Origin of the sequence: Acinetobacter sp. CIP 101966 (genome assembly GCF_000369725.1) — a bacterium.
GTDB lineage: Bacteria > Pseudomonadota > Gammaproteobacteria > Pseudomonadales > Moraxellaceae > Acinetobacter > Acinetobacter lwoffii_Q.
Window position 1 is genome coordinate 87,851 of record NZ_KB850164.1, and the last position, 24,699, is coordinate 112,549.

Consider the following 24,699-nt stretch of genomic DNA (forward strand, 5'->3'; position numbering starts at 1 on the left):
TACCAGTACAGCAGATTACTCTTATTTTGTTCTCATGACAATGGAAGCTTAAGCTTATTGAAATCACTATAAATTTTTAAAATTTTATTTTTTAATAAATAAAATAAATATATATATAAGAAAACTTGATTAATTAAATTTTTCGTGTATAGTTAACTTAACTAGAAAAAAGTCTTGTTTCGGTAAATCTTCTTTAAGTATCGTAGTTTTAGTCATAATCCTTCGTTTTTTTTCAGATTTTAAGTCTCATTCTTTATTATTTCAAAGTTATAATCAGTCTATAAAATGACTAAAAAATTATTAGGATATATTATGTCAAACTCAAATGTTGTTAAAGGTACTGTAAAGTGGTTCAACGAAACTAAAGGTTTTGGTTTCATTCAACAAGAATCAGGTCCAGATGTTTTTGCTCATTTCAGCGAAATCGCCAGTTCAGGTTTTAAAACCTTAATGGAAGGCCAACTGGTTGAATTCAGTGTAGCTCAAGGTCAAAAAGGACCGAATGCTGTAAATATTGTTGCTATCTAAGCAAGAATAAACAGTAAAAAAAAGCACTTAATAAGTGCTTTTTTTATCGTTCAAAATTTAATTTTAAGTTATTTTCCAAATTGGAAAAATCTTTAGAAAAACAGGATTCAAGTTGTTAAAAATAAATGATTTAATTGCAAAATCTAAAAATGGTACTGAAATTATTGTTTCGTTAATTCCTCTCAATAAAATGCAAAATACACGTCAGGGTTTAAAAAGAATTGAAGTGGGTAAAAGAGTTCTTCTTTCATCTGGAGTTGAGGTAGATTTAAACTTAGATGGCCGTACATTCTATACTTCTCTAAATCAATTATTTAAGCTAAATCATAAAGTTATTTAAAGATAAAATTAAGAAACATCAATTTTTAGTGGAGATTTTGCCACTTTAACTATTATTAAAGGTATAGATATGCTTAAACAAAGTATCAGTGTGAAGGATCAGTTTGGGGCTCAACACGCTATTCAAGCAACAGTCGATCATCATTTTTCTAAAACACAATCTCATTCCAATATAAAACATATCACTGTAGATGGTGAAGATATTCGTCCCAGTTTTGAAATGTGCTTTCAAAGTACCTTAAGTGGAAAAATTTTCAAAATTGTATAGACCAGGCAAATTTTGCTTTAGGTATTATTATTTTTAATAAGTTCCCGAAGAGCTAGATAATTCATTTGCTCACTCTACGGACTGATTTTTGTATAAGGCAAAATTGAGTCCTTTTAGTCTCAATAAGACTTAAAATTCTATCTACTCATTAATTCAAAAGTAGATATTCATAATTAAAATTTAGTAAAAAGTTTTGCATAAAAATCCTGTTAATCTAACTGAGATTTAAATCATCAAGATTTTGAGCTGACTTAATAATGGCGAGCCTAAACAGGAAAAACTGTATTGGCAAGTCGTCTGTTTAACTTCAAAAATCAGTAATCTTAGTAAATCATTTCAAAATCATAGCGATAAAATTATGAATAAGCTTATTCAAGTTATATGAGCAATTGCTAAAAACTATATGACGAGTCAAGTTGATGTATATCGTATAGCTTTGACGGAAGTGATAGCCTAACTTCTTAAGCTTGATTAAAACTCTTATCAATATCAGTGATTTCGCTCTTTGAGTATTTTCATTGATTTTTATGCAATGCATCTTAGTGTTATTCCGCAGTTTTGCTATAGTAAGAGCAATTTTGGATCAACATCAGGACTATGTTATGTCAGCTACACCACGCATTGGGATCTTGGGTGCAGGCGGTCGTATGGGGCGTATCCTTATTCAGGCTGTGCATGAAGCAGGTTATCAGTTGGCGGCTGCGGTAGAACGCCCTGAAAGTACACTATTAGGCGCAGATGCGGGCGAACTTGCCGGAATTGGCGCAACAGGTGTGAAGGTCGTGGGTAGCCTTACAGATGTAGTCAAAGACTGTGATGTCGTGATTGATTTTACCGCACCCGCAGCGACCGTCAATCATCTGAAAATCTGCCGTGAAGCTGGTGTCGCCATCGTGATCGGTACGACGGGTATGAATGATGAGCAAAAAGCCTATCTGGATCAATCTGCGACGGAAACTCCTGTAGTGTATGCAGCGAATTATTCAGTGGGTGTGAATGTATCGATCAAATTGCTTGAACTGGCCTCTAAAGTTTTTGGTGATACCGTAGATATCGAAGTGATTGAAGCACATCACCGTCACAAAGTAGATGCGCCATCGGGTACAGCTTTGATGTGGGGTGAGGCGATTGCGGAAACTTTAGGCCGTGACCTGAAAGAAGATGCGGTCTATTGCCGTGAAGGTCATACCGGTCCGCGTGAGCGTAAGAGCATTGGCTTCCAGACCATTCGTGGTGGCGATATTGTCGGTGAACATACCGCCATGTTTATTGCCGATGGGGAACGTGTGGAAATTACCCATAAAGCCACCAACCGCATGAATTTTGCCAGCGGTGCAGTGCGTGCTGCTGCGTGGGTAGTCGGTCGTGAAACTGGCAAATATGACATGAAAGACGTGTTGGGTTTTAACGATATTCAGGTTTAAAATCCAGTCAAAATCATTTATAAAAAAATCTAAAACTAAAATAAGATGAATAATATAATGCAAAAAATGATTTTCCTGCTCTGTGCAGTGGTGCTTGGCACCATTGCGCAGGCAAAGCCGCTACATACGCCCAAACTCAGTATTGATAAAAATAATATCAAGGTCTGGACCTATCAGGATCAGCAGAATCTGGTCTTTTTATATAAGGCAGAAACTACCTATCATGCCCCGATTGAAAATGCCGTGTCGCTGATTCTGGATATCGAGCATGCCGTGCAATGGGTGCCTTATATGGGCAGTATCAAGGTCTTATCACGTGATGATAAAAAAGGCGAATTTACCTTGTATATGGTGCTGGATTTTCCATTTCCCTTAAAAGACCGCGACCTGATTGTACAGGGCAAGATGATCAAGCAAGCCAATGAACAGATCAGTATCAAGAATAAAGCCATTCAGACCGGCTATCCCTTAAATCCGAACTATGTGCGTTTGACCGATTATCAGGGGGATTGGACTTTTCAAAAGCTGGCCAATAATCAGGTCAAGGTTTCAACTTATGGTTATGCCAATCCGGAAGGCTCGATTCCCTTAACTTTTGTAAATATGTTCGTGCAGCAGCAGCCTTATCAGATGCTGCAGAAGATGAAAGCAGAGCTGGCCAAGCCTTCAGGCCTTGCAGTTTTGCCTGAAGTATTGCAATAAAAAAAGACCCAATTGCTGGGTATTTTTGACAGATTGAAACAGGCAGAGTTTAAGCTTCAAAATCTGCTTTAAGTACAATCCGGTAGCGGGCTTTACCCGAATGCAGATGTTCAATTGCTTGATTCAGCTGTGACATCGGGAAGACTTCAATTTGTGGGGCAATATTTTTACGCGCAGCAAATTGCAGTAACTGACGTAAGGCTGCCGGTGAACCGGTTGGAGAGCCGGTAACAGACTTGGCGCCGCCAATCAGCATGCCCGCCGGAATCGGCATCGGTTCCAAAGGCAGACCCAGCATATGCACAGTACCATTCGGTGCCAGAGTGGCCAGATAAGCCTGCCAGTTCAAGGTGACATTGACCGTACTCAATAATAAATCGAATTTGCCACGTTGAGCCTTTAACGCGGCCACATCACGACTATTTACCACATGATCAGCACCCATGGCTTTCAGCTCATCGGTTTTGTCCAGATTGGAAGTAAAGGCGGTAATTTCGCAGCCCCAGGCTTTGAGCAGTTTAATCGCAATATGGCCCAGCCCGCCAATCCCGATTACTCCAACATGGTGAATGGCCTGAATCTGGTGTTTCAGAATCGGATCGAATACGGTAATCCCACCACAGAGTAAAGGGCCGGCACTTTCAGGATCCAGATCTTCAGGCAGGGGAATAACCCATTGCCAGCCAGCACGGACCTTGTCGGCGAAACCACCGGCATGTCCGACAATAGTCGCCACCTGACCGCCAGTACACAGCACTTGCTGGCCCGAAATACAAGGATCGCAATATTGACAACTTTCCGCTGTCCAGCCGATGCCAACCCGTTGCCCAACTTTCAGGCCTTTGGCTTCTGCACCCAGATGGGTAATGGTGCCGATAATCTCATGTCCTGCTACGACCGGATACACTGAAGAACCCCAGTCATTGTTAATGACTGAAATATCAGAATGACAGAGACCGCAGTATTCCACTTTGACTTCGACCTGATGCGGCTGCAGTTCTCCGGCATCGAATTGATAAGGTTCCAGTTCCGCACCTGCGGACATGGCAGCATAAGCTTGAATAATATTATTCGACATGATTTCAGCTCTTATTTAAATGCGAGGATATTGTTTTAAAATCACAATGATTTTCATGGTCATCGACCATACCAACGGCCTGCATAAAGGCATAGCAAAGGGTGGGTCCGACAAATTTAAAACCAGCCTGTTTGAGTGCTTTAGACATCTTCTGGCTCTCAATGGTTTGAGCGGGTGCTTGCCGATAATCCACAACATCATTATTCAATCGCGGTTGCTGGGCAAAAGACCAGAGCCATTCCACCAGATTAATACCTTGCTGTCGCAGCTTTAGCCATGCTTGGGCATTTTCCCGAATGGCATTCAGCTTGCCGCGATGCCGTATCAAGCTAGCATCTTCAAGTTTCAGTTGGAGTTGTTGATCTGTAAGTGAGGCGATAGACTCAATCGAATATTGAAAAAAATGTTCACGATAAGCTTCACGTTTTCTGAGAACGGTAATCCAGGCCAGACCGGCCTGTTGTCCTTCTAGACAAAGCATTTCAAACAGGCGATTTTCATCCAGTAGCGCCTGTCCCCATTCCTGGTCATGGTAGGTGATATACAGCGGATCATCGGAGCACCAGCCACAGCGTTGCACAGTCATGTGATGCTCCTTGTTTTTATGGTTTTATAATTTAAACACAGTCCATTGATCCTGCTGATTGTCCCAGTACGACAATTCAGCCTGATCCAGATCGCTAAATTGAATCCACATGTCTTTACCGGCCTTGTCGGCATAACCAGTACTGATCAGAAGCGCATCCTCAGTAATTTCCATCACCCAGCCCTGGTAAGTTTGACCATTCAATACAATTTTTTGTTGATTGCCTGATTCAGCAAATTCTACCAGACGATTGATCAACGCTTCTGACATGTAAATATCCTAAAATTAACGTAAATAGGGATAGGGATTGACCACACCGCGACCCTTACCCTGTAAATAAATTCCATAATGTAGATGTGGTGCAGTGTGCCGGGCATTACCGCTGTTGCCGACATAAGCAATCAGCTGGCCTTTTTTGACATAGTCGCCCACTTTTAAGCCACGTTTATGTCCATCCAGATGCGCATAATAATGCCAGGAGCCGCCCGGGCCCAGAATCCAGACTACTTTACCACCCAAATTGTTGTTACGTAAATCTGCAATCAGGCCCTCAGTCGCGCTAAAGACTTCGGTTCCACGTGGAGCCATGATATCAATGCCTTCATGTAAACGTCCGCGACTGCGCGAAGCGCCCCAGGTATCTGATAATTCACGTGCCTGTACGCGTGCCACCGGGATGGGCAGAGAGGACGGCACTCGCATACTTTTCAGTTTTTGCACGACGATAGGATTGAGCTGTACAGCAGGGGGTTTTTTCGGTGTACTGCTACAGGCGGTTAGTAATATGGCAATTAAAGCCACCCAGGTCAAAGCAAGATATTGGCGCACGCTATTCATCCTTAAATATTGGCAATGCTCATTCTGAGCTGATCGGTTTTTTTGCTTTGTCCAGACTATGTCATACATTTACCGCAGAGATCAATTTTTTCATCGCTGTTGGCAGACCGCAATCAATGGCTGTCTCTGGACGCATCCAGCAGCCTTGCAGTTCAATGGCCAGATGTTCCTGCTGATCCTGATCTACTGTAAAAACAATCGCTTCAAGGTGCCAGGTAAAATGGGTAAAACTGTGGCTAATCTGGGTTTTTTTGACGATATTTTTCAGGCCAAGTTGCTGGCATTGCTGTTCCAATTCATGTGCATTTTCAATAATCGGCAGACACCAGAGACCGCCCCAGAGACCGCTATTGGGACGTTGCTGCCAGAGCCAGTCTGTACCGGACTGGATCAGCAAGACCTGAGCAGAGCGTACCGGAACCGGTTTTTTGGCCTTCTTGAAAGGCAATTCATTTTCCAGTCCTTGCTGATGTGCCTTGCAATGCTGCTGCATTGGACAATACAGACACAAAGGCTTTTTCGGCGTACAAACGGTCGCGCCCAGATCCATAATCGCTTGGGTATAGTCATGATTGCGTTCGATAGGACAGAGCTGTTCCGCCAGTTGCCAGAGGGCACGCTCATACACGGGTTTGGACAGATCATCCTCAATCGCAAAGAAACGTGACAATACCCGTTTGACATTACCATCCATGATTACGCCATATTGACGTAAACCGAGTGACATCAGCGCGCCAGCGGTAGAACGGCCAATGCCGGGCAAGGCCATCCATTCTTCCAGGGTTTGAGGGAACTGCTGCTGTGCGGTTACGATGCCGGCAGCTTTATGCAGATTGCGGGCGCGCGCATAATAGCCGAGACCTGCCCAGTAAGGTGCAACCTCATCCCATGAGGCTTGACCTAAATCCTGAACAGTCGGAAAACGCTGGATGAATCGTTCGAAATATTGCAGTACAGTTTTGACCTGGGTTTGCTGCAACATGATTTCAGAGACCCAGACTTTATAGGGGTCATCTGTCACCTGCCAAGGTAAGTCATGACGACCATGCACATCAAACCATTCCAACAGGGCATCTGAAAATACGAACATGAACACATAGCAACCGAATAAGCAGCAGCTAGTATAGCGGAATCAGCAGGGTGGGAATGTGAAAAGTGAGATAAAAACGTAGATGTTCATCGAGCTTGATAGAACTTAGCTTTCATAAAAATAAATGCTCCGAAGAGCATTTATTTTTGATCAAAAATCCGGTTAATCGTTAATTCCCCAGCGCTCATCCAGCTTCAAGGTCTTGCCTGCATAACGCGGAATAATATGAATATGCAGATGTTCAACCTTTTCCTGAAATACTTCACCATCAATAAAACCGACATGAAAACCGGCAGGCTGGTAGCGTAATTGCAGTTCATTGCGTGCCTGTTCCAATAAAGACATCAAACTTTTACGTTCTTTGTCAGTCACTTCAAAAAATGAGGCCACATGCCGCAATGGAATGATCACACAATGACCTTCGGACAATGAATTTGGTTCAGGCAACACCACACCATAATCATTTTTGGCAATGACATCATATTCGTCAAAATTGCAGTAGGGGCAGTTGGTTTCAGCCATCATACACATTCTCCTCTGGTAGGATTTATCTTCTTTTCTTCATGAAGTATCTAAAATATTCAGCCTGTGAACAAGCCGGATAGTTGTTTCTATTTATGCCAAATGGCAGTCTAGCAAGGCATACATTGCTGCCAGACCTTTTTGTTCCGCTTCTGCATTGTAACCAAGATCCACACCATTGGCTTTGGCCCGTTCATCCGCAAGCGGGTTGCTAAAGCCATGTTTGGCATTTTCAAAAACAATCACTTCATGCTCGACTTTGGCAGCATGCATTTCCTCACGGAAACTGGCGACATCATCCAGGGTTACCATGCTGTCTAGTTCACCATGTAGCACCAGGATTTCCGCCTGTACCTGACCTTCCTGAGCAGGTGCTTTTGGCGACAGAATGGCATGGAAAGTCGCCACCGCTTTTAAAGGTGCATTAGAACGGGCCAGATCCAATACGACTTTGCCGCCGTAGCAGAAACCAATCGCTGCAAGCTTATCAGCATTGACTTCATCCTGTGCTGCCAGGGCATTCAAGGCTGCTGTTGCACGGTTAACGATAGTGTCAGGATCTTCAAAAGTCTGCATCATCCACTGATGAGCCTGATCAGAATTGGTCGTGACTTTTTTATCACCATACATGTCCATGGCCAAGGCCGCATAGCCATGTTCTGCAAGTTCACGGGCACGCTGTTCGGTATATTCATTCCGACCCCACCATTCGGGTGCGACCAGTACACCGGCAACAGGGGTATCTGTTTCTGGGGCGGCAAAATAACCAATTAATGGGCTGCCATCCTGCGCAGTATAATGAATTTCGCGAGTCTTGATTGCTGCCATGCTGACGTCCTCTATTGTTGTTGAATTGCTTGATTAAAACATAACATAGCAAAACTGATCGGAATGTGACATGAAAACCTGCGATTTAAGGATACTTAAGCCCATAAAAAAAGAGAGGCCAATATAGAACCTCTCCGATTTTAGATCTGGAAAAATAGGACTTATTATTTAGTAATTTCCAGTAATTCCACATCAAAAATTAAAGTACTGTTCGGTTCAATTACATCCCCTGAACCAATCTGTCCATAGGCCAGTTCGGCCGGAATGAAGAAACGATATTTGGCACCTTCTTTCATCAGCTGTAAACCTTCGGTCCAGCCGGTAATGACTTGGGTGGTACGAAATACCACGGGCTGATTACGGGCAATCGAGCTGTCAAAAACCGTACCATCGATTAAACGGCCTTCATAATGTACACGGACATTACTATTTGCGCTCGGCGATTTACCTTTTCCTTCCTGAAGAATCTGATATTGCAAACCTGATTTGGTGGTTTTTATCCCCGGTTTTTTTGCATTTTCAGCCAGAAAAGCCTGACCAATTTTGGCATTTTCATCCGCCTGCTTTTTCAAGGTAATCAGCTCTTTGGCTTCAGCCTGACGCTTAAATTGGGTCAAGACCCGCGCCATGTCTTCCTCGCTTAAAGTCGCCTGTTTCCCAGCGGCTGCCGCTTTTAAACCGGCGCTGAAGGCATCCAGATCAATGCCTTGTAAGGAGTCAGCATTACTTTTTCCCATCAGATAACCAAAGCTGTAGCCGACCTGTTCAGCCTCAGGGCTCTTATTGGTGACTTCTTTGGCAAACAGACTGCCAGAACTCAGCAGTAAAACCATCAAACTTATTTGTATTTTCATGATTAATTCTCAAAATAAAGGAGAGCGCGTTGCTCTCCTTTTCGTGGATTATTTTACTTCGATGAGTTCCACATCAAAAATCAAAGTACTGTGTGGAGGAATCGTACCTGGCACGCCCTGTTCACCATAACCGAGTTTAGATGGGATATACAGGGTTGCTTTACCGCCTTCTTTCATCAGTTGCAAACCTTCGGTCCAGCCTGGAATGACCTGATTGAGTGGGAACTCAATCGGTTCGCCACGTTCAACCGAACTGTCAAACACGGTACCATCAACTAATTTCCCTGTGTAATGTACTTTTACAATTGAAGTTGCTGCAGGCTGTTTGCCTGTACCTTCTTTGGTCACTACATATTGCAAACCAGATGCGGTAGTTTTTACCCCAGCTTTTTTGGCATTTTCAGTCAGGAAAGTATCACTTGATGCCTGAGCCTGTTTGGCACTATCGACTTGCTTCTGCTGCATTTCTTTTTGGAATTGCTCATAAGCTGCTTGTAATTCTTCTTCAGTATAAGCAGGAGCGGTACGGGCATGACCTTCGCGAACGCCTGTCACAAAGCTGTTAATATCCAGCTCAGGTGGAGTTTGATGAGCGACTTCATAACCGAGTGCATAGCTAATTTTAGAAACAGCCGAGGCATCTTTAGATGCTTTTGTGGTTTGAGCAGCTGGGTTTTGAGTTGCATAGTAAACAGGTACTAGCGCGGCACCGCCTAAAAGAATAGCGACAGCAATCGGTAAGGCCTTACTCATGTATTATTCCAATCTAATGTTATCGTTGAGGTTCATTCCATCTTAGCAGAAAATTTTGAGAAATCTTGCAGAATGGGTGGTTTTTTAGCAAGCGGACATCGCAGTTATGTTGAAGTTTAAAGAAATAAAAAAACCAGCAATCGCTGGTTTTTTATTTTTCAGAACTTAATCATTGTTGGAGAATGTCTAGGATCAATGACTGCCTCAACCGAAATTATATTTTGCAAAGAGCTTAGTAGGAAAACAAGCTTTTTTCTAAAGGAAATTCAATTCCAATCGATGCACCACCATCATTACCACGTAGGTCTGAATCACTGATCCAGCCATTTAATTTCAGGGGAATATTGGGGCGTAAATAATGGGTCCAGCTCACATCAACAGCTTTTAATTCATCTTGGATTGGAAAAGCTAAATTAGTAGTTCGGTTGGACTCATTCAACTTGGCAAATAGCACTCGAGCATTAACACGATTCAGACGATCGAAACGAATATCACCGCCTACTGAAATCATTTGACCATCACCACCCATCGCATGTGCCAAGGGGTAACCATGCTGATAAAAACCATCAGTATAAACATGGTGGTTGTATGAAATACCATCAGCACTACCATTACTACGGGTATCTGTCCATTCGGTATACAGCTGGAAAGGCATATTATTATAGCTAGCAGAATAATCGACTCCAGCCAGATACATTTTTTTGGCTGGTAAGCCGCCCGCTTCGTCTTCACCGACATATTGCGCATAGATATCCATTGGTACTTGCAACAGTGGTTGTAGATTTAAGCGCGCATCAAAACCTGCAATTTGGTTAGACTTATCATCATCACTATTATCAAAGTTATCATTGCCTTTTATAGCATTCCAGAGTGTAGACAGACTTTCTGAACGGTCACCACCACCCCATTGCATAGCACGCGATGCACCCAGCTCCAAATAGGGTAAAGGTTGTGCGGTGACACGTAAGCCAATCAGTTTGGCATCAGGTACAGCATCGTAGTCATCCAGTTGTCCGACAAAAGCTTGATATTGCCAAGGCCCAATCCAAGATAGCCATTTGTTTGCAAAAGCATGCTGTTCGGCACGCTGCATGGTCACACCATACACAGGACGACTGGCATCACCCCGAATTAAGCTGCCATCATGACCAGGTCCCCAGTAGGTCGGAATTTGTCCAGCAATCAGCCATTGATTCCATAACTTACCTGCGAGGTAAGACCCTTCAACATTCACATCTTGATCATTATCAATCTGGGGATCTTTTTCTGCATTGATACGAAGTCTGGCATCCCAATTCTGATTGCCTGTATTCAACTCTACACCCGCCTGGTATTGCGCTTTTTGCTGGTCGCCAAAGGCTTGAGGAATATTTTTTTGATCTGTCTCTGCAAATAGTGATGCTTTAAGTAACTGGTTGTTGGTATTCAAATGAGCCATGACTGAATCAATGACTCTTTGCTGATTATTATTGCTGACTTGGGCCTGAGAAAGGGCGCGTTGGATTTCATCACCACTCATTGGCCAGGTCGAAGTGCTAACTTGAATCACACCTTGCTGATTTAACCAGTTTAAATCGGTGCGCAGGTTTTGATCATTTAAAACGATGCCTTGAGCAAAAGTTAGTGAGGAGCTTAATGCCAAGCTGGCGAGCAGTGTTTTGGGTAACATTTTTGTATATTCTCAGGATTTTTAAACTGTAACCAAGATAGGGTTTTTATTTGATTTTTTCAACAATGAACATTTGGAATAAATGTGATAGAGAGAACTATCACACCCTGTCTCGAGCAGGGTGTGATATCAAAGTTTACAATGAATTAGTCATTGTCTTTATTTGCGGTATACGCATAAGCATAATTATAACCATAGCTACCAGCCGCCCCTTTTTGTACATCATTCAGAATCACGCCATTAACTTTGACATTGGCCTGTTCAAAACGATTCACAGTGATTTCTAGCTCTTTGATTTGTGTTTTACCATGACGGGCAATCAATAAATTTACACCCGCATATTGTGCAATAATAATACCATCGGTCACGGCAAGCACAGGCGGCGTGTCAATCAGGACATGATCGAAATGAGCAGATGCCTGATCTAGGAAAGTTTTGAATTGATCTGTACTTAATAGTTCAGACGGGTTAACCGGACTCTTACCACGTGTCACAAAAAACAGGTTATCTACAGTTGAATTTTGCACCACCTCTTCATAGCTATTTTGGTGATTCAATAATTCTGCTAAACCTGGTTGCACTTCGGCATTAAAGTACTTATGTAAATAGCCACGACGTAGATCACCATCAATGACCAGAACCCGTTTTCCCCCTTGCGCTAAAATAGTAGCAAGGTTAGTGGTAATGAATGATTTTCCAATTTCAGGTGCAGGGCCAGAAATTGCAATCACATTATTGGTCGCATTCATTAAGGCAAAATGAATTGCTGTTCGCATGCTACGGAGGCTTTCAATCGCGATATCACTGCTATCTTTAACCGCAAGAATAGGAATATTCTTTTTCTTCTTTAATAGTTTAATACGACTTTCTTGAATAACAGAGCGCGGTACAGTGGCATAGACTGGCAGATCAAGCTCATTTTCAATTTGCGCTGCGTCTTTAATGCCTGAACGCATCATATTTCGTAATAGTGCAATCAATACTCCAATAAAACCACCGACAAAAATTGATAAAATTATTGTAATTAATGACTTGGGTTTAATTGGCTTAACGGGTTCAACAGCTTGGTCAATAACTCTGACATTACCAATTTCACCAGCCTCTGCAATTTTCAATTGCTGATAACTATTTAATAATGCGGTATAAAGCTCAGTATTTACTTTTACATCTCGATATAGCTGTAAATATAATCGTTGTGTTTCTGGTAAACGTTTAATAGATTGTGTCATTTCTGAAGTTTTTTGATTAATTTCAGAAAGTTGAGCATTGATTGCTGACATAAGAGGGTGGTCAGGGGTATATTTTGAAGAGAGTTCCGCTTGCTGTTGTTGTAATTGGATTTTCATCTTTTCCAGTTCAACATTTTGCTTTAACATTAACTCGGCTTCTTGAGTTACATCAATAGTATTGTATTGCTCACGGAAACGGTTGAACTTGATTTCTGATTCCTCAAGTTGCTGTTTAAGTTCCGGCAGCTGTTTGTCTAAAAAATTTAAAGTTTGTTTAGATTCTAAAGACTTGCGTTGAATATTTTGTATTTGATAGACGGATAAAATATTATTCAGAACTTGAGTAATATGTTCCTTATCATTGCCATTATAATTTAGACCAATAACACCGGAGTTTTTCCCTCTCTCAGCTACGCTATAGTTACTTTTGAAGAACTGGACTGCTGTAGGTAGTGCGAGTTTAGTGATAGTAAATGTTTCTTTAAACGGAGATTTGCTAAATATTACAACTTCCCAAAGTCCCTTAGAGTCTATGGTTTGATTGCTGGAATTCAATTGACCTTTAAATATCACTTCATCTTTATAAGAGAAAGTAAACTGGTTGTTATCTGTGAATTTTAACTCTAATTTTTTATCTAGATAGTAATTTGGAATTTTTAATGTTTTGATTAAGAAGGCTTGATTTTCTTTTTGGAAAACCACCATATCCTTTTTATACAGAACTTCAGCTTTGTCATTTTGAACCAGACGATTAAATAAAGTATTACTATTATCTTTAATTTGGATATCAAGGTGTAAATTTTGAATGGTTTGTCCCAAAATCATGCGTGAGTTTAAGATTTCAATCTCAGCATCTGCGGGAGATTTTCCACCCATTCCTCCGGGAATAGCATCACTCAACCCACCCAAGAGGGCAGCAGCTCCAGCGCCTTTATTATCCTCTACCAAAACCATTGCATCAGCAGAATAAATTGAGGGAGTAACACGTAAATAAAGTAATGCGAAAGTTAAGCTCAGTATGATACAAAGCGCGATCACTTTCCATTGTGCAATTAACGAAAAAAATAATTCTTTTAAGTCAATGGTATCGTCATTGGTACTTGAATTTTGATTCATGGATAAACTACTAGATAAAATTAAATATGTGATTGCCAATCCGAAACATAAGATTCGATGTTATTACATGTTTCTTCAAAAAATGCTTGATCGAGCTTATAAGGATCAGGAACATTCTGATCTTGCCAATGTCCTAAACGAAATACTTTACCTTTAGCAAATGGCCAAGTTTTTTCTATATGTTTTTGTTGATTTGAACTCATTACTAAAATTAAATCTGCAGTTTTGATTAAGTTGGCATCAATTTGTTTTGCGACATGTGAGCTCATATCAATTGATTTTCTTGCCATACTTGCAATGGCCTTATCATCCGCAGTATGGCCTACCATGGCAGAAAGACCAGCAGACTCAATATGTAAGTTAGGATGACTTTTCTTGAGAAAAAACTCACCCATTGGACTACGACAAATATTTCCCACACAGACGACCAAAATATTCCGAATTTGCATATTTTATTTACCTAATTGGTCAAAGCTATAGAGTGCACTAGAGAACGGAATAATCTGGTTGACAATACGTTGCCAGCGCGTTAATCCAGTCGCATCAATATAAACGATGTCATTTTTTTTCATTTGAAATTGATTGGCTAAGCCCAAATTACCAAAACTGCTTAAATTCAAGTGATATACAGTGGACTGCTTGGTGGCTAAATCGGTGCGCATTACATAGATTTTAGCCGCACTTGCGGAGTAAGGATTAATTCCTTCACTTTCACCCAAAACATCACTTAAGGTCATACCTTGGTCACGTAAAGCCAGCGCTTGGCTTTTACTCGACTCACCCATAACATAAAGCTTTTGATGCTGTTTAGTATTCACAAAAATAGTATCATTCGGTTGAATCAGTAAATTATGTAAAGATAGGCCTTGTTTCTCTAGTTGTAGTACATTGAGGTCAAAAGTTTGACCCTCCCGGATCAATTGAATATTGGTATTGTCACCTGTTTCAGTATTAATACCACCTGCCTGACCTAAAGCTGTATATATACTGATGGGTTGATCATTAAGGGTATATTGGCCACTACGCATGACTTGTCCATTGACAAAATAGCGACGACCTTCATAAGACAATACTCGAACCACCACATCAGGGTGTTTCAAATAGCGTGCAAATTGACTGCGTAAAAAACGATTGGTTTCAGCCAGTGTTTTCCCGGCTACCCGTACCTGTCCCACTAAAGGTAATTGTATGTTGCCACTAGAGTCTATGGGATAACCTGCAGCTTTTACATTTGAAATATCCTGAATAGGGGGGGTGATTTCTGGGTAGGCCCAAAGTTGAATTGAGAGAACATCACCTGAACTCAATTTATAGACTTGTTGATGCTTGTTAAATAAGTGAAAAATAGTATTGGAATTCTGAGCGTTATTGAGTTCGATACGAGGAATATTGTCTTGTGTAATTTGTATGACTGAAAGTTCTGAGCCTTGATCGGTTCTATAATTTCCTTCAGAGGGCAAATCATAGGTTTGCAAACCGGAGGTGATAGCACAACCTGTAAATAGAAGAGAAATTGCTAAAAAAATTGAGGTGTGGTGATACTTCACATTCAAAACCCTTACTAGTTGAAAAGACCCTTACTAATTGTAATAATAAGTTATCGCTTAAAAATTTTGAAGTTAATTGTATTATAAAAAACCTCATTCGCATACTTAACTATATATCCTTATAGGATAATTGGATAATTTATTTTTATGGTATAGTAAGCACCATAAAATTACTCTGAATCTGAGTAACCACCTAAAGTAAATTAGCTTTTATTTATATAGCACATTGAATATTAAATGTTTTTATGAACGTGATTGGTAAAATTCTAAATCCGATGTTTAGGAATTCTTTGTGGATGATATCTGAAAAGCTAATTTCTATATTTGGCTTGATTTTTGTGACTTCATTCGTTGCGAAATACATTGGTCCTGAAAATTTTGGTAAATTAACTTTTGTTGGTTCGATTTTTGCAATTGTACAAACGCTGTCCTTGATGGGAACAGAGAATGTAATCTTTCAAAAGACAGCAAAGAATCGAAAGTTTGGCGAGAAAATGATCTTTGCCTCCAAGATGCTGCGAGATTATATTTATAGCTCACTTTCAATTATTATTTTATTTGTACTTTACTTTTATACAGATCGTTTAACTTTTATTTTTGGTCTAGCAACTTGTATTGCTATTTATTTTGCTGTACATGATGTTTATAGTATTTATTTTAATGCAATATTAGAATCAAAGATAAATGCATATTGTAATATCACAGCGCTAATCATTTCGTTGGGCGCGCGCTATATGATTGCTTTGTTTCAACTTCCTATTGAAACACTTGGCATTCCTATCATTTTACTCACACTTATTCCATTTTTATTAAGAAAATATCTTTATACGAAAAAAAAACTGTCCGTTGGCATCATGCTTCCACATGCTATAAAAAGATATAGACAGTATACTTTTTCGGTCGGTCAAAAGCTCTTATTGTATTCGCTTTCGGTTGCAATTTTTACTAAAACGGCACAGCTCTTCCTTGGTTTAGAGTCACAATTTGATCTTGGAATTTATACTGTAGCAATGACATTGGGAAATAGTTTTTATTTTGTTCTTCTTGCAATTATTTCGTCTTATTTTACTGGAATTTATCAAGAGAAAAATCTGGAAAAAAGCCACAATTATGTTGCACAACTTTATATGGCAGTGACTATCATTTCTTTATTTGTCACACTAGGGCTATATTTGTTTGGACCTTGGGTGGTAAATGCGCTTTATGGTGTTGAATTTATTCAAGTCACAGAGATTTTATGGATCGCAGGTTTAGTGACACTATTTTCAGGACTGTCTACGATCGCAGAAAAATATTTGATCAAGTTCAATGCATATGGTTATTTGAAGAGAAAAACTTTTATACTTGTGTTTTTCAACATTGTATTTACTTTTTTAATGGTCAAGTCATATGGATTATATGGTGGTATTTACGCCATTTTAATGACAGAAATCTTATCTCTGACTTTATTTAATTATTTTTTTAGAAATGGACTTATTTGGGATACTCAAAAAAGAATGTTTCTACCCTCTACTTATTTCAAGCGGTAACGAGATGCTTTTAAGCTTAATTATTCCAGTCTATAAAGTCGAACAGTACATAGCAGAATGTATTGAGAGTGTAATAAATCAAGTTACCTCCGACATAGAAGTAATTATCGTCAATGACGGTACTCCTGATGACTCAATGTTAGTGATTGAAAAAATTCTTAGTAAGCAAACAGCCATTATTAGAGATTGTTTTATAATATTACATCAAGAAAATCAGGGGCAGAGTAGTGCTCGAAACTTAGGTTTAAAGTATGCGAAAGGAGAGTACATTTCCTTTTTAGATTCTGATGATGTACTGAGTGAAAATTATTTAAGTGACTTTAAAAATACAATCAAAAAAAATAATGTTGATATTGTTCAATTTAAAAGCTCAAGATTTGAAGAAGATACCAATAAACTGAAGGCATTTAATGTTGGATTACAAAGGAATGGGTTACTTCAGTTAGACCAAAATTTAATGATAGAAATCTTTAATCAAAGTGCATGGTTTCCATGGTTAAATATTTATAGAAGAGAATTATTTAATGGTTTAGAGTTTCCAGTCGGTATTTATTACGAAGATGCTGCACTTATTCCTGAGGTTTTTCTTAGAGCCAAAAACATATATTTTTTAGAAAGTGTACTTTACTTCTATCGACTTAATTTAAATGGAAGCTTATTAAATACATCATCTGAAAATAAAAGAAAGCATGTGGATAGCTTTAAATCTATCTTAGAACTATATGCTTTAAGAATGAAAGAAAATCCCATATATTCAATATCATTTGTTTCAATGAGCCAAGCTTTTGTCAATTATATGTATCAAAATTTTGGTTGGAAAGTTGCTTATAAATGTCAAGCTACGTTTCAAGTGAATAAAAAAGATGTTGATGTTAGAAAGTTGAGTAAAAGAGGAAATCGGCTGTACTACTATTTTGGTTTCTATTTTATTGCTTTACTAAGTTTAAGAGGTTGATTTTAGTGAAAAAAATTTGTTTTCTTATTGGTAATTTAAACAACTCAGGTGGCACTGAGAGAGTAACGACACTAATCGCCAATGCATTAGCTAAAAAAAACTACCAAGTATCTATTTTAAGTCTTGCTGATGGAAGACAATCTTTTTTTGAGTTAGAACCTGATATTAAAACATATTCACTTTATCCCGAAAAAATTTCATTCAAAAAAAAATTTTTGGGCGCTGTATGGCGTATTCGTCGGTTTGTTACACAAAATCAGATAGATATTTTGGTAGTGGTAGATAGTATTTCCTGTGTGTTTACTGTACCTGCATTGTTTGGTTTAAAAGTCAAACATATCTGTTGGGAGCATTTTAATTTTAAGGTTAATCTCGGGGTAAAGTATCGCGATATCGGGCGTAAATGGGCAGCTAAATATTGTGATTATGTGGTGACTTTAACCAAAAGAGATAAAGAGTTGTGGGAGCAGGGTATTAAGAATATTAAAGCGAAGATTATACCCATCGCAAATCCAAGCCCATTTGAGGTACAGGAAAATATATCATCATTAGATTATAAAACGATTTTGTGTGTAGGTCGCTTAACGTATCAAAAAGGATTTGATTTACTTATTACTGCTTGGGCAAGAGTTGCTCAGCAAGTACCTGATTGGAAAATTGTCATTGTAGGTTCGGGTGAAGATGAGCAAATGCTTAAACAGATGGCAAAGAGTCTAGGAGTGGATGATTCGATCATATTTGCAGGACAGCAAAAGAATATGTCTACATTTTATAGACAGGCTTCATTTTTTTGTATGAGTTCGCGTTTTGAAGGGCTGCCTATGGTATTGTTGGAAGCACAAAGTTATGGTTTACCAATCGTTGCATTTGATTGTGATACTGGACCTGCTGAAATTGTCCAGCATAATATAAATGGCCTTCTAGTAGAGTCGGGAAATATAAATGGACTGACTAATTCGTTATTAGAGTTAATACACTTATCTAATATTCAGTATGAAAAAATGTCATCCAATGCTGTTGAAAATAGTGTTAGATATTCTGTCAACCCTATATTGAAACAATGGTTAAGTATTATTAAATAGAGTAGTTTATGAAAATACTATATGTGATTACTGGACTGGGTCAAGGTGGCGCAGAGCGAGTTGTTTGTGATTTAGCAGACAAAATGCATGAAAAAGGGAATGATGTTAAAATTGCTTATCTAACTGGAGATATTCTAACAAAGCCTCGTTACCAAGAAATTGAATTAATTAAAATTAATTTAAATAGTTTGCTGTTATTTCCTCTTTCTTATATTAAACTTTCTAAAATAATTAAAAATTTTGAACCGGATGTTGTTCACTCACATATGGTACATGCTAATATTTTTACGCGTCTTATTCGAGCAGTTACCCCTATAAAAAAACTTATTTGTACTGCGCATAATAGTGATGAAGGTGGGAGATTGAGAATGCTTGCGTACAGATTTACACATAATCTAGCTGATCTAACTACTAATGTTAGCAATGAAGCAGTACAAGCATTTATCGAAAAAAAAGCAGTACCAGACTCAGATATCATCACAACATATAATGGAATAGATCTGAGTAGGTTTTTTTATCACTCAGAAGCCAAAAATAAAATTCTGAATGAACTTAATATAAATACAAATTCTTATTTGATTCTAGCAGTAGGACGTTTTAGTGAGCAGAAGGATTACCCAAATTTATTGCACGCTTTTAAAACTTTAAAAAATAAGAGTATTAGAGATATTAAATTGATTATTGCCGGGGATGGGGAACTACGTTCAGAAGTTGAAAAAATTATTGATGAGTTGGATTTAAAGCAAGATATTTATTTATTAGGAAGACGCAGTGATATCCCAGATTTAATGAGTGCTGCAGATTTATTTGTATTATCATCTAAGTATGAAGGATTCGGTTTGGTTGTTGCTGAGGCGATGGCATGTAAGACTTTAGTTGTCGCTACAGATTGTGGAGGAGTTGCTGAAGTTTTAAACAATGATCAATTCTTAGTACCTCCATCAAACTCAAATGTATTAGCAGAAAAAATGTATTATGCCTTAAGCCTCTCTCAACAAGAAAAAAATAAGAATATTATAAAAAACTTATGTCATATAGAAAAAAATTTTTCATTAGAAAAAATAGTTGAAAAATGGATATATCTATATGATAAATAATATTTTAAAAAGAGTATCAAATAAAGCTTTATTTTTGTGTCTCATTTGCTTGGTTTTTATAAAAATTACTTTTCATTTTTTGATAAAAATTGATTACATCTCCCTTGGTTTGGGTGGTGGTAACGACTCAGATTATTATGATGCCTATGTTTTGGGTTATAATGATATTGCTGTTAATATTTGGCCTGTCATTCTAAGGTTTTTTAATGATCTTGGTTTATATTCTCGTGATGGAATTTCTTATTTATTTTTGTTTATAAATTTGTTTATAATTCCTTTTTTAGTGGCTAAGCTGTCTGGTCTTAATTTCCAAAAAAATCAGAAATATTATCTTTATAGTGTTTTGCTATGTCTAATCTATCCAACACTTTTTTTTTATACATTCGATATTTACCGTGATGTATTTATGGTGCTCTCCTTTTTGGTAGGGTGCTTAATTGTGAAAAAATGTTTAAGTAGTTCGAATTTTATTTCTTTTTCATTTTTTTATATATTAGCAATTTTAATAGGGTTGTTTTTGTTGGCTTTGCGCCCTTATTTAGGTTACGCATTTTTACTGGCTTTAGTTTTATGGAAAATTAATCTGACAAAAAAACGTATTTTTTTCTTTGCTATTTTGTATTTTTTTGCATTATTTATAGCAAATTATCTTGGTTTTTTTGAACGAATTACGGATTACCGTGAAATATTTGAAGAAGATATGCAAGGTGGGAGCAACTTAGGGTTGGATTTCTCTAATCCTGTATTGTTCATTCCTAACTTTGTTTTAAGTACTTTAGGTCAACTTTTTGGATTATATTTAGTTAATCCTTTTGCTGTTTTATTGTTTGTAATTGAAACATTACCTGCTTTATTTATGATGACCTATATATTAAAAAATGTTAATTATACAGATAGTTTTATACGCTTTTTAATCATCTTTTTTGTTTTATATGCGAGTGTATGGTTAATTGGAAATGATAACTTAGGAACGGCTGTTCGATTGAGATTGTACAACTATTTGGCTGTTTATATAGCTTTCTTTTATATACTTCAAGCTAAACTTAAACTAAATGGTAGTAAAAAACGGTTTAAAATATGAAAATTGTTTATATCATTACCCGCTCAGACGTGCTTGGTGGTGCTAGCGTACACTTACTTGATATTGCAAAAGGCATGATCAATCAAGGACATCAAGTTCATATTTTGGTAGGTGGAGTGGGTACTTTTACTGAAGAACTAAAAAAAAATAATATAAACTTCAGCTCATTAAAATACTTAAAAAGAGAAATCGCATTAACCCACGATGTGCTTGGTTTTTGGGAAATAAAAAAACATTTAAAACAATTGAAGCCAGATATTGTACATTGCCATTCTAGTAAGGCAGGCTTATTGGGTCGTTTAGCAGCTAAATCCTTGAATTTACCTGTAGTGTTTACAGCACATGGGTGGGCTTTTACAGAAGGGATAAGTCCAAGAAAACAAAAAATTTATGCAAAAATTGAAAAGTTTTTAATTAATTTTTCAGATCATATTATTACAGTTTCAGAGTTTGATCGTATTTATGGTTTTAATTTTGGTGTTGGATCGCCAGATAAGGTAACTACTGTTCATAATGGTATACCTGTTCAAGACTTACAAACTAAAGAGACTAAGGTGGTTGGTCAGCCTTGTAAGGTAATAATGGTTGCACGTTTTGATGATCAGAAAGATCAAATAACTTTAATTCAAGCATTAGGTTTGTTGAAAGATAAAAATTGGGTTATGGAGTTTATAGGTTCAGGCCCTACTCTTGAACGTTGCAAACAAGAAGCGAATAAATTAGGGTTAGAAAATAAAATAAAATTCCTTGGACAACAACGTAATGTTAAAGATTTTTTAAATAACTCTGATATTTTTGTGTTATCTACAAATTATGAAGGGTTTCCTTTAACAATCCTTGAAGCTATGCGAGCTAAATTACCTGTTATAGCAACAAATGTTGGCGGTAATAATGAAAGTATTGTAGGTGAAAAAACAGGATTTTTAACAAAAAAGAATGATGCAAAGGATCTATCCCAAGCTCTTTCTACTTTAATTGATGATAGAAATTTAGTTATAGAAATGGGTAAGCGTGGATATGAACGTTTTATGACAGAATTTACACATGATTTAATGCTTAAAAAAATTCTTAAAATTTATACAGAAGTAGTGGCTAGAAAATGAGGCTATTAATCACAGGTGCAACAGGATTTGTAGGTTCAGCTCTCACTAAACGGGTGAGTAGCTTATATGACACTATTACTTTAGCTCGTATTAAAAGTAATATTTTGCCTGAAAATATCCAACAAGTTGTTTCTAACAATATTTTTGAAGCAGATTTCCCAAATGATGTAGAGATCATCATTCATTTGGCAGGTCGTGCTCATATTCTAAATGAACAAACAACAGATCCATTAGCTGAATTTCGCAAAATCAATGTAGAAGGAACTTTGCAACTGGCGCGTCAGGCTTTGGACAAAAAAGTAAAACGCTTTATATTTATGAGTTCTATCGGTGTGAATGGTTCAGTGACGCTGCAGCAACCATTTACAGAAGATGCTTTACCACAACCTCATGCAAATTATGCGGTTTCCAAATTAGAGGCTGAACAAGAGCTCAAAAAGCTGTTTGCAGGATCAGACACAGAGCTCGTCGTTATTCGCCCACCTTTAGTTTATGCCGCTCATGCACCAGGTAACTTTGCTCGGTTACTCAAATTAGTTGCGAGCAATTTACCTTTACCTTTTGCAGACACAAACAATAAACGTAGCTTTGTTGCGCTTGAAAATTTGGTAGACTTTATTCAAACCTGTATCGAACATCCAAATGCAGCCAATCAAACATTTCTAGTCGCAGATCAAACTCCTATTTCTACACGTGAGCTAGTGCAATATTTAAAGCAGGGTATGGGAAAACCCGCACGTTTTATTTATATTCCGCAACCGCTTATGAAACTAGGCGCAGCATGTATTGGCAAATCCAAACTCTATGAGCAGTTGTTTGAGTCACTAGAGGTCGATACGATCAAAGCTCAGAAGTTGTTGGGTTGGACAGCGCCATTGAGTACCCAGCAAGCGATGCTGCAAGCGGGTCAAAATTATTTAAAAATGAAAGAGTAATTTACGTATGTCAATTTTTGCACTGAGCATCGTATTTTTTATACTGACATTACTATTCACAGGCTTCATGCGAGCTTACGCCCTCAAGAAAAATATAATAGACAACCCCAATGAACGTAGCTCCCACAGTGTACCTACGCCACGTGGAGGTGGTGTTGCGGTGGTGTGTAGCTACTTGTTGGCGCTGGCTGTGCTGATATACAGCCAACAAATGACCGTACATATTGGTTTAACCCTGATAGCAGCAGGCTTTGTCATCGCCTTACTTGGCTTTTTAGATGACCATGGGCACATTAATTCCATGTTGCGCTTAGCAGTACACTTTTTAGTGGCCATTGGCGTGGTGATCAGCTTGGGTGGCTTTAGCGAAGTTACGGCTTTTAATGGTCTGCAACTTGGCTTTCTCGCCAATATTATTGCAGTATTATTTTTGGTGTGGTTGCTCAATCTATACAACTTTATGGATGGCATTAACGGTATTGCCAGTGTCGAAGCCATTACCACTGTCGTTAGTATGGGCATTTTGTATTATGTACTGAATACCACATTAAACTCAGACATACTTTGGTTATTGGCAGCCAGTGTATTTGGCTTTTTACTGTGGAACTTTCCCAAGGCTAAAATTTTTATGGGCGATGCCTGTAGCGGATTTCTCGGCCTCACTTTGGGTATTTTGGCGCTCATCGCCCTCAAAGAAAACTTGGCACTGTTTTGTGCGTGGATCATTTGTCTAGGTGTATTTGTGGTCGATGCGACTTATACCCTGATAAAACGCGTATTGAGCGGCTATAAAATGTATGATGCGCATCGCAGCCATAGCTATCAAATTTTATCGCGTAAATGGGGTAACCATACGCCAGTGACTTTGGCGGTAGCAGCTGTTAATTTATTGTGGCTCTTTCCAATCGCCTATATCACAACCACACAATTATGGGCATATCCTGAAATGGCAGTGTTGATTGCTTATTTACCTTTAATATTGATTGCTATTAAATTAAGAGCGGGAACACCTGATGCCTGAGAAAAAATTACTGATTCTCGGGGCAGGCGGTTTTGGCCAAACAATTGCTGAAGTTGCTGAACTTTTAGGTAATTGGGAGAATATTTCTTTTGTTGATGATCGATGGCCTGAGCAACAATGGTTAGGTTGTTATCCTATTGTTTCAAATATTCAAAACTTATCCTTAATCAAGCATCAAGATTTCGAGGCCATGATTGCCGTTGGAAATAACCAAATACGACAAAAGTGGCAACAATTACTGCTTGATTTATCTATACCAATTACGACTATTATACATCCACAAACCGTCATTGCTCCTAGTGCGAAAATAGGGCAGGGGGTAAGTATTATGGCTGGGTGTGTTATTGGAACGAATACGATTATCCAAGATGGTGCTATTTTAAATATGGGTACATTATTGGACCATGATGTGGTGGTTGAACAATTTGTACACTTAAGTATTGGGGTGAAAGTTGCAAGTAATAATATTATCCCTACATTTTCTTTCTTGGAAGTGGGAAGTATCATAGAACATAAGTCTTAATAA

General features: G+C 38.4%; 27 protein-coding genes. 14 read left to right on the forward strand and 13 right to left on the reverse strand.

All coding sequences use genetic code 11. The features are described from left to right. Positions 1–312 precede the first annotated feature (312 nt). The 5 genes from F891_RS15805 (at position 313) to F891_RS15825 (ending at position 3,261) form a co-directional block, all read left to right on the forward strand. Positions 313–528: a cold-shock protein gene (locus tag F891_RS15805; protein ID WP_004280856.1), complete on the forward strand. Its 216-nt coding sequence runs from the start codon at positions 313–315 to the stop codon at positions 526–528. Positions 529–640: 112 nt separating this feature from the next. Then, a complete protein-coding gene (locus F891_RS15810) occupies positions 641–868 on the forward strand; it encodes a hypothetical protein (protein ID WP_004647679.1) in 228 nt (75 codons plus the stop codon). Positions 869–937: 69 nt separating this feature from the next. Then, the gene (locus F891_RS15815) at positions 938–1,135 is read left to right on the forward strand and encodes a hypothetical protein (RefSeq protein ID WP_004280859.1); all 198 of its coding nucleotides are present in this window, start codon (positions 938–940) and stop codon (positions 1,133–1,135) included. Positions 1,136–1,737: 602 nt separating this feature from the next. After that, a complete protein-coding gene (gene dapB, locus F891_RS15820; RefSeq protein WP_005264525.1) occupies positions 1,738–2,559 on the forward strand; it encodes a 4-hydroxy-tetrahydrodipicolinate reductase in 822 nt (273 codons plus the stop codon). Positions 2,560–2,616: 57 nt separating this feature from the next. Continuing rightward, the gene (locus tag F891_RS15825; RefSeq protein ID WP_005264526.1) at positions 2,617–3,261 is read left to right on the forward strand and encodes an START domain-containing protein; all 645 of its coding nucleotides are present in this window, start codon (positions 2,617–2,619) and stop codon (positions 3,259–3,261) included. Positions 3,262–3,310: 49 nt separating this feature from the next. Here F891_RS15825 and ahr read toward each other — a convergent pair whose 3' ends face one another. The 13 genes from ahr to F891_RS15890 all read right to left on the reverse strand — a co-directional run bounded on the left by ahr (position 3,311) and on the right by F891_RS15890 (position 15,370). Further along, complete coding sequence (gene ahr, locus F891_RS15830; RefSeq protein WP_005264527.1) at positions 3,311–4,339, reverse strand: NADPH-dependent aldehyde reductase Ahr; 1,029 nt, start codon at positions 4,337–4,339, stop codon at positions 3,311–3,313. A gap of 4 nt (positions 4,340–4,343) precedes the next feature. Beyond that, on the reverse strand, positions 4,344–4,925 hold the full coding sequence (locus F891_RS15835) for a DNA-3-methyladenine glycosylase I (protein ID WP_005264528.1): 582 nt from the start codon (positions 4,923–4,925) through the stop codon (positions 4,344–4,346). A gap of 24 nt (positions 4,926–4,949) precedes the next feature. Further along, the gene (locus F891_RS15840; protein ID WP_004647674.1) at positions 4,950–5,195 is read right to left on the reverse strand and encodes a hypothetical protein; all 246 of its coding nucleotides are present in this window, start codon (positions 5,193–5,195) and stop codon (positions 4,950–4,952) included. Between the two features lie 15 nt (positions 5,196–5,210). Continuing rightward, positions 5,211–5,753 (reverse strand): M23 family metallopeptidase, encoded by a 543-nt coding sequence (locus tag F891_RS15845; protein WP_005264529.1) that lies wholly within the window; start codon positions 5,751–5,753, stop codon positions 5,211–5,213. A gap of 70 nt (positions 5,754–5,823) precedes the next feature. Beyond that, positions 5,824–6,852: an A/G-specific adenine glycosylase gene (mutY, locus tag F891_RS15850; RefSeq protein WP_005264530.1), complete on the reverse strand. Its 1,029-nt coding sequence runs from the start codon at positions 6,850–6,852 to the stop codon at positions 5,824–5,826. 162 nt (positions 6,853–7,014) lie between these two features. Beyond that, positions 7,015–7,374 (reverse strand): HIT family protein, encoded by a 360-nt coding sequence (locus F891_RS15855; protein WP_026055739.1) that lies wholly within the window; start codon positions 7,372–7,374, stop codon positions 7,015–7,017. Between the two features lie 93 nt (positions 7,375–7,467). Next, complete coding sequence (locus F891_RS15860; RefSeq protein WP_005264532.1) at positions 7,468–8,202, reverse strand: dienelactone hydrolase family protein; 735 nt, start codon at positions 8,200–8,202, stop codon at positions 7,468–7,470. 164 nt (positions 8,203–8,366) lie between these two features. After that, positions 8,367–9,056, reverse strand: a complete 690-nt coding sequence (locus tag F891_RS15865; RefSeq protein ID WP_005264533.1) for a BamJ family beta-barrel-assembly machinery protein — start codon at positions 9,054–9,056, stop codon at positions 8,367–8,369. 48 nt (positions 9,057–9,104) lie between these two features. Continuing rightward, the gene (locus tag F891_RS15870) at positions 9,105–9,809 is read right to left on the reverse strand and encodes a BamJ family beta-barrel-assembly machinery protein (protein WP_005264536.1); all 705 of its coding nucleotides are present in this window, start codon (positions 9,807–9,809) and stop codon (positions 9,105–9,107) included. Between the two features lie 232 nt (positions 9,810–10,041). Continuing rightward, positions 10,042–11,478 (reverse strand): capsule assembly Wzi family protein, encoded by a 1,437-nt coding sequence (locus tag F891_RS15875; RefSeq protein WP_005264538.1) that lies wholly within the window; start codon positions 11,476–11,478, stop codon positions 10,042–10,044. A 146-nt stretch (positions 11,479–11,624) separates the two neighbouring features. After that, a complete protein-coding gene (locus F891_RS15880) occupies positions 11,625–13,823 on the reverse strand; it encodes a polysaccharide biosynthesis tyrosine autokinase (RefSeq protein ID WP_005264540.1) in 2,199 nt (732 codons plus the stop codon). A gap of 20 nt (positions 13,824–13,843) precedes the next feature. Beyond that, positions 13,844–14,272 (reverse strand): low molecular weight protein-tyrosine-phosphatase, encoded by a 429-nt coding sequence (locus tag F891_RS15885; RefSeq protein WP_005264541.1) that lies wholly within the window; start codon positions 14,270–14,272, stop codon positions 13,844–13,846. 3 nt (positions 14,273–14,275) lie between these two features. Then, positions 14,276–15,370, reverse strand: a complete 1,095-nt coding sequence (locus tag F891_RS15890; protein ID WP_005264542.1) for a polysaccharide biosynthesis/export family protein — start codon at positions 15,368–15,370, stop codon at positions 14,276–14,278. 245 nt (positions 15,371–15,615) lie between these two features. Between F891_RS15890 and F891_RS15895 the strand changes: the two genes are divergently transcribed. The 9 genes from F891_RS15895 to F891_RS15935 are packed head-to-tail and all read left to right on the forward strand — an operon-like array spanning position 15,616 to position 24,696. After that, positions 15,616–16,899 carry an MATE family efflux transporter gene (locus tag F891_RS15895; RefSeq protein WP_034439834.1) on the forward strand — a complete coding sequence of 428 codons (1,284 nt, stop codon included), beginning with the start codon at positions 15,616–15,618 and terminating at the stop codon, positions 16,897–16,899. 4 nt (positions 16,900–16,903) lie between these two features. Further along, positions 16,904–17,854 (forward strand): glycosyltransferase family 2 protein, encoded by a 951-nt coding sequence (locus tag F891_RS15900; protein WP_228128868.1) that lies wholly within the window; start codon positions 16,904–16,906, stop codon positions 17,852–17,854. 5 nt (positions 17,855–17,859) lie between these two features. Continuing rightward, positions 17,860–18,936, forward strand: coding sequence for a glycosyltransferase family 4 protein (locus tag F891_RS15905; RefSeq protein WP_005264545.1), 1,077 nt, complete (start codon positions 17,860–17,862; stop codon positions 18,934–18,936). 8 nt (positions 18,937–18,944) lie between these two features. Next, on the forward strand, positions 18,945–20,033 hold the full coding sequence (locus F891_RS15910) for a glycosyltransferase (RefSeq protein ID WP_005264547.1): 1,089 nt from the start codon (positions 18,945–18,947) through the stop codon (positions 20,031–20,033). Continuing rightward, positions 20,023–21,114, forward strand: coding sequence for a hypothetical protein (locus tag F891_RS15915; protein ID WP_005264548.1), 1,092 nt, complete (start codon positions 20,023–20,025; stop codon positions 21,112–21,114). The genes F891_RS15910 and F891_RS15915 overlap by 11 nt, the downstream gene beginning before the upstream one ends. Beyond that, positions 21,111–22,217 (forward strand): glycosyltransferase family 4 protein, encoded by a 1,107-nt coding sequence (locus F891_RS15920; RefSeq protein WP_005264549.1) that lies wholly within the window; start codon positions 21,111–21,113, stop codon positions 22,215–22,217. Before F891_RS15915 ends, F891_RS15920 begins: the two co-directional genes overlap by 4 nt. Beyond that, positions 22,214–23,152, forward strand: a complete 939-nt coding sequence (locus F891_RS15925) for an NAD-dependent epimerase/dehydratase family protein (protein ID WP_005264550.1) — start codon at positions 22,214–22,216, stop codon at positions 23,150–23,152. The genes F891_RS15920 and F891_RS15925 overlap by 4 nt, the downstream gene beginning before the upstream one ends. Positions 23,153–23,159: 7 nt before the next feature. After that, on the forward strand, positions 23,160–24,173 hold the full coding sequence (locus F891_RS15930) for an MraY family glycosyltransferase (protein ID WP_005264552.1): 1,014 nt from the start codon (positions 23,160–23,162) through the stop codon (positions 24,171–24,173). Beyond that, positions 24,166–24,696: an acetyltransferase gene (locus F891_RS15935; protein WP_005264554.1), complete on the forward strand. Its 531-nt coding sequence runs from the start codon at positions 24,166–24,168 to the stop codon at positions 24,694–24,696. Before F891_RS15930 ends, F891_RS15935 begins: the two co-directional genes overlap by 8 nt. The last annotated feature ends 3 nt before the right edge of the window (positions 24,697–24,699 follow it).

Bases quoted from the DNA above. Each gene is read 5' to 3' on its own strand.
- F891_RS15805 (WP_004280856.1), top strand. From the start codon at position 313: ATGTCAAACTCAAATGTTGTTAAAGGTACTGTAAAGTGGTTCAACGAA.
- F891_RS15815 (WP_004280859.1), top strand. From the start codon at position 938: ATGCTTAAACAAAGTATCAGTGTGAAGGATCAGTTTGGGGCTCAACAC.
- dapB (WP_005264525.1), top strand. From the start codon at position 1,738: ATGTCAGCTACACCACGCATTGGGATCTTGGGTGCAGGCGGTCGTATG.
- F891_RS15825 (WP_005264526.1), top strand. From the start codon at position 2,617: ATGCAAAAAATGATTTTCCTGCTCTGTGCAGTGGTGCTTGGCACCATT.
- ahr (WP_005264527.1), bottom strand. From the start codon at position 4,339: ATGTCGAATAATATTATTCAAGCTTATGCTGCCATGTCCGCAGGTGCG.
- F891_RS15835 (WP_005264528.1), bottom strand. From the start codon at position 4,925: ATGACTGTGCAACGCTGTGGCTGGTGCTCCGATGATCCGCTGTATATC.
- F891_RS15840 (WP_004647674.1), bottom strand. From the start codon at position 5,195: ATGTCAGAAGCGTTGATCAATCGTCTGGTAGAATTTGCTGAATCAGGC.
- mutY (WP_005264530.1), bottom strand. From the start codon at position 6,852: ATGTTCGTATTTTCAGATGCCCTGTTGGAATGGTTTGATGTGCATGGT.
- F891_RS15855 (WP_026055739.1), bottom strand. From the start codon at position 7,374: ATGGCTGAAACCAACTGCCCCTACTGCAATTTTGACGAATATGATGTC.
- F891_RS15860 (WP_005264532.1), bottom strand. From the start codon at position 8,202: ATGGCAGCAATCAAGACTCGCGAAATTCATTATACTGCGCAGGATGGC.
- F891_RS15865 (WP_005264533.1), bottom strand. From the start codon at position 9,056: ATGAAAATACAAATAAGTTTGATGGTTTTACTGCTGAGTTCTGGCAGT.
- F891_RS15870 (WP_005264536.1), bottom strand. From the start codon at position 9,809: ATGAGTAAGGCCTTACCGATTGCTGTCGCTATTCTTTTAGGCGGTGCC.
- F891_RS15875 (WP_005264538.1), bottom strand. From the start codon at position 11,478: ATGTTACCCAAAACACTGCTCGCCAGCTTGGCATTAAGCTCCTCACTA.
- F891_RS15880 (WP_005264540.1), bottom strand. From the start codon at position 13,823: ATGAATCAAAATTCAAGTACCAATGACGATACCATTGACTTAAAAGAA.
- F891_RS15885 (WP_005264541.1), bottom strand. From the start codon at position 14,272: ATGCAAATTCGGAATATTTTGGTCGTCTGTGTGGGAAATATTTGTCGT.
- F891_RS15895 (WP_034439834.1), top strand. From the start codon at position 15,616: ATGAACGTGATTGGTAAAATTCTAAATCCGATGTTTAGGAATTCTTTG.
- F891_RS15900 (WP_228128868.1), top strand. From the start codon at position 16,904: ATGCTTTTAAGCTTAATTATTCCAGTCTATAAAGTCGAACAGTACATA.
- F891_RS15910 (WP_005264547.1), top strand. From the start codon at position 18,945: ATGAAAATACTATATGTGATTACTGGACTGGGTCAAGGTGGCGCAGAG.
- F891_RS15915 (WP_005264548.1), top strand. From the start codon at position 20,023: ATGATAAATAATATTTTAAAAAGAGTATCAAATAAAGCTTTATTTTTG.
- F891_RS15920 (WP_005264549.1), top strand. From the start codon at position 21,111: ATGAAAATTGTTTATATCATTACCCGCTCAGACGTGCTTGGTGGTGCT.
- F891_RS15925 (WP_005264550.1), top strand. From the start codon at position 22,214: ATGAGGCTATTAATCACAGGTGCAACAGGATTTGTAGGTTCAGCTCTC.
- F891_RS15930 (WP_005264552.1), top strand. From the start codon at position 23,160: ATGTCAATTTTTGCACTGAGCATCGTATTTTTTATACTGACATTACTA.
- F891_RS15935 (WP_005264554.1), top strand. From the start codon at position 24,166: ATGCCTGAGAAAAAATTACTGATTCTCGGGGCAGGCGGTTTTGGCCAA.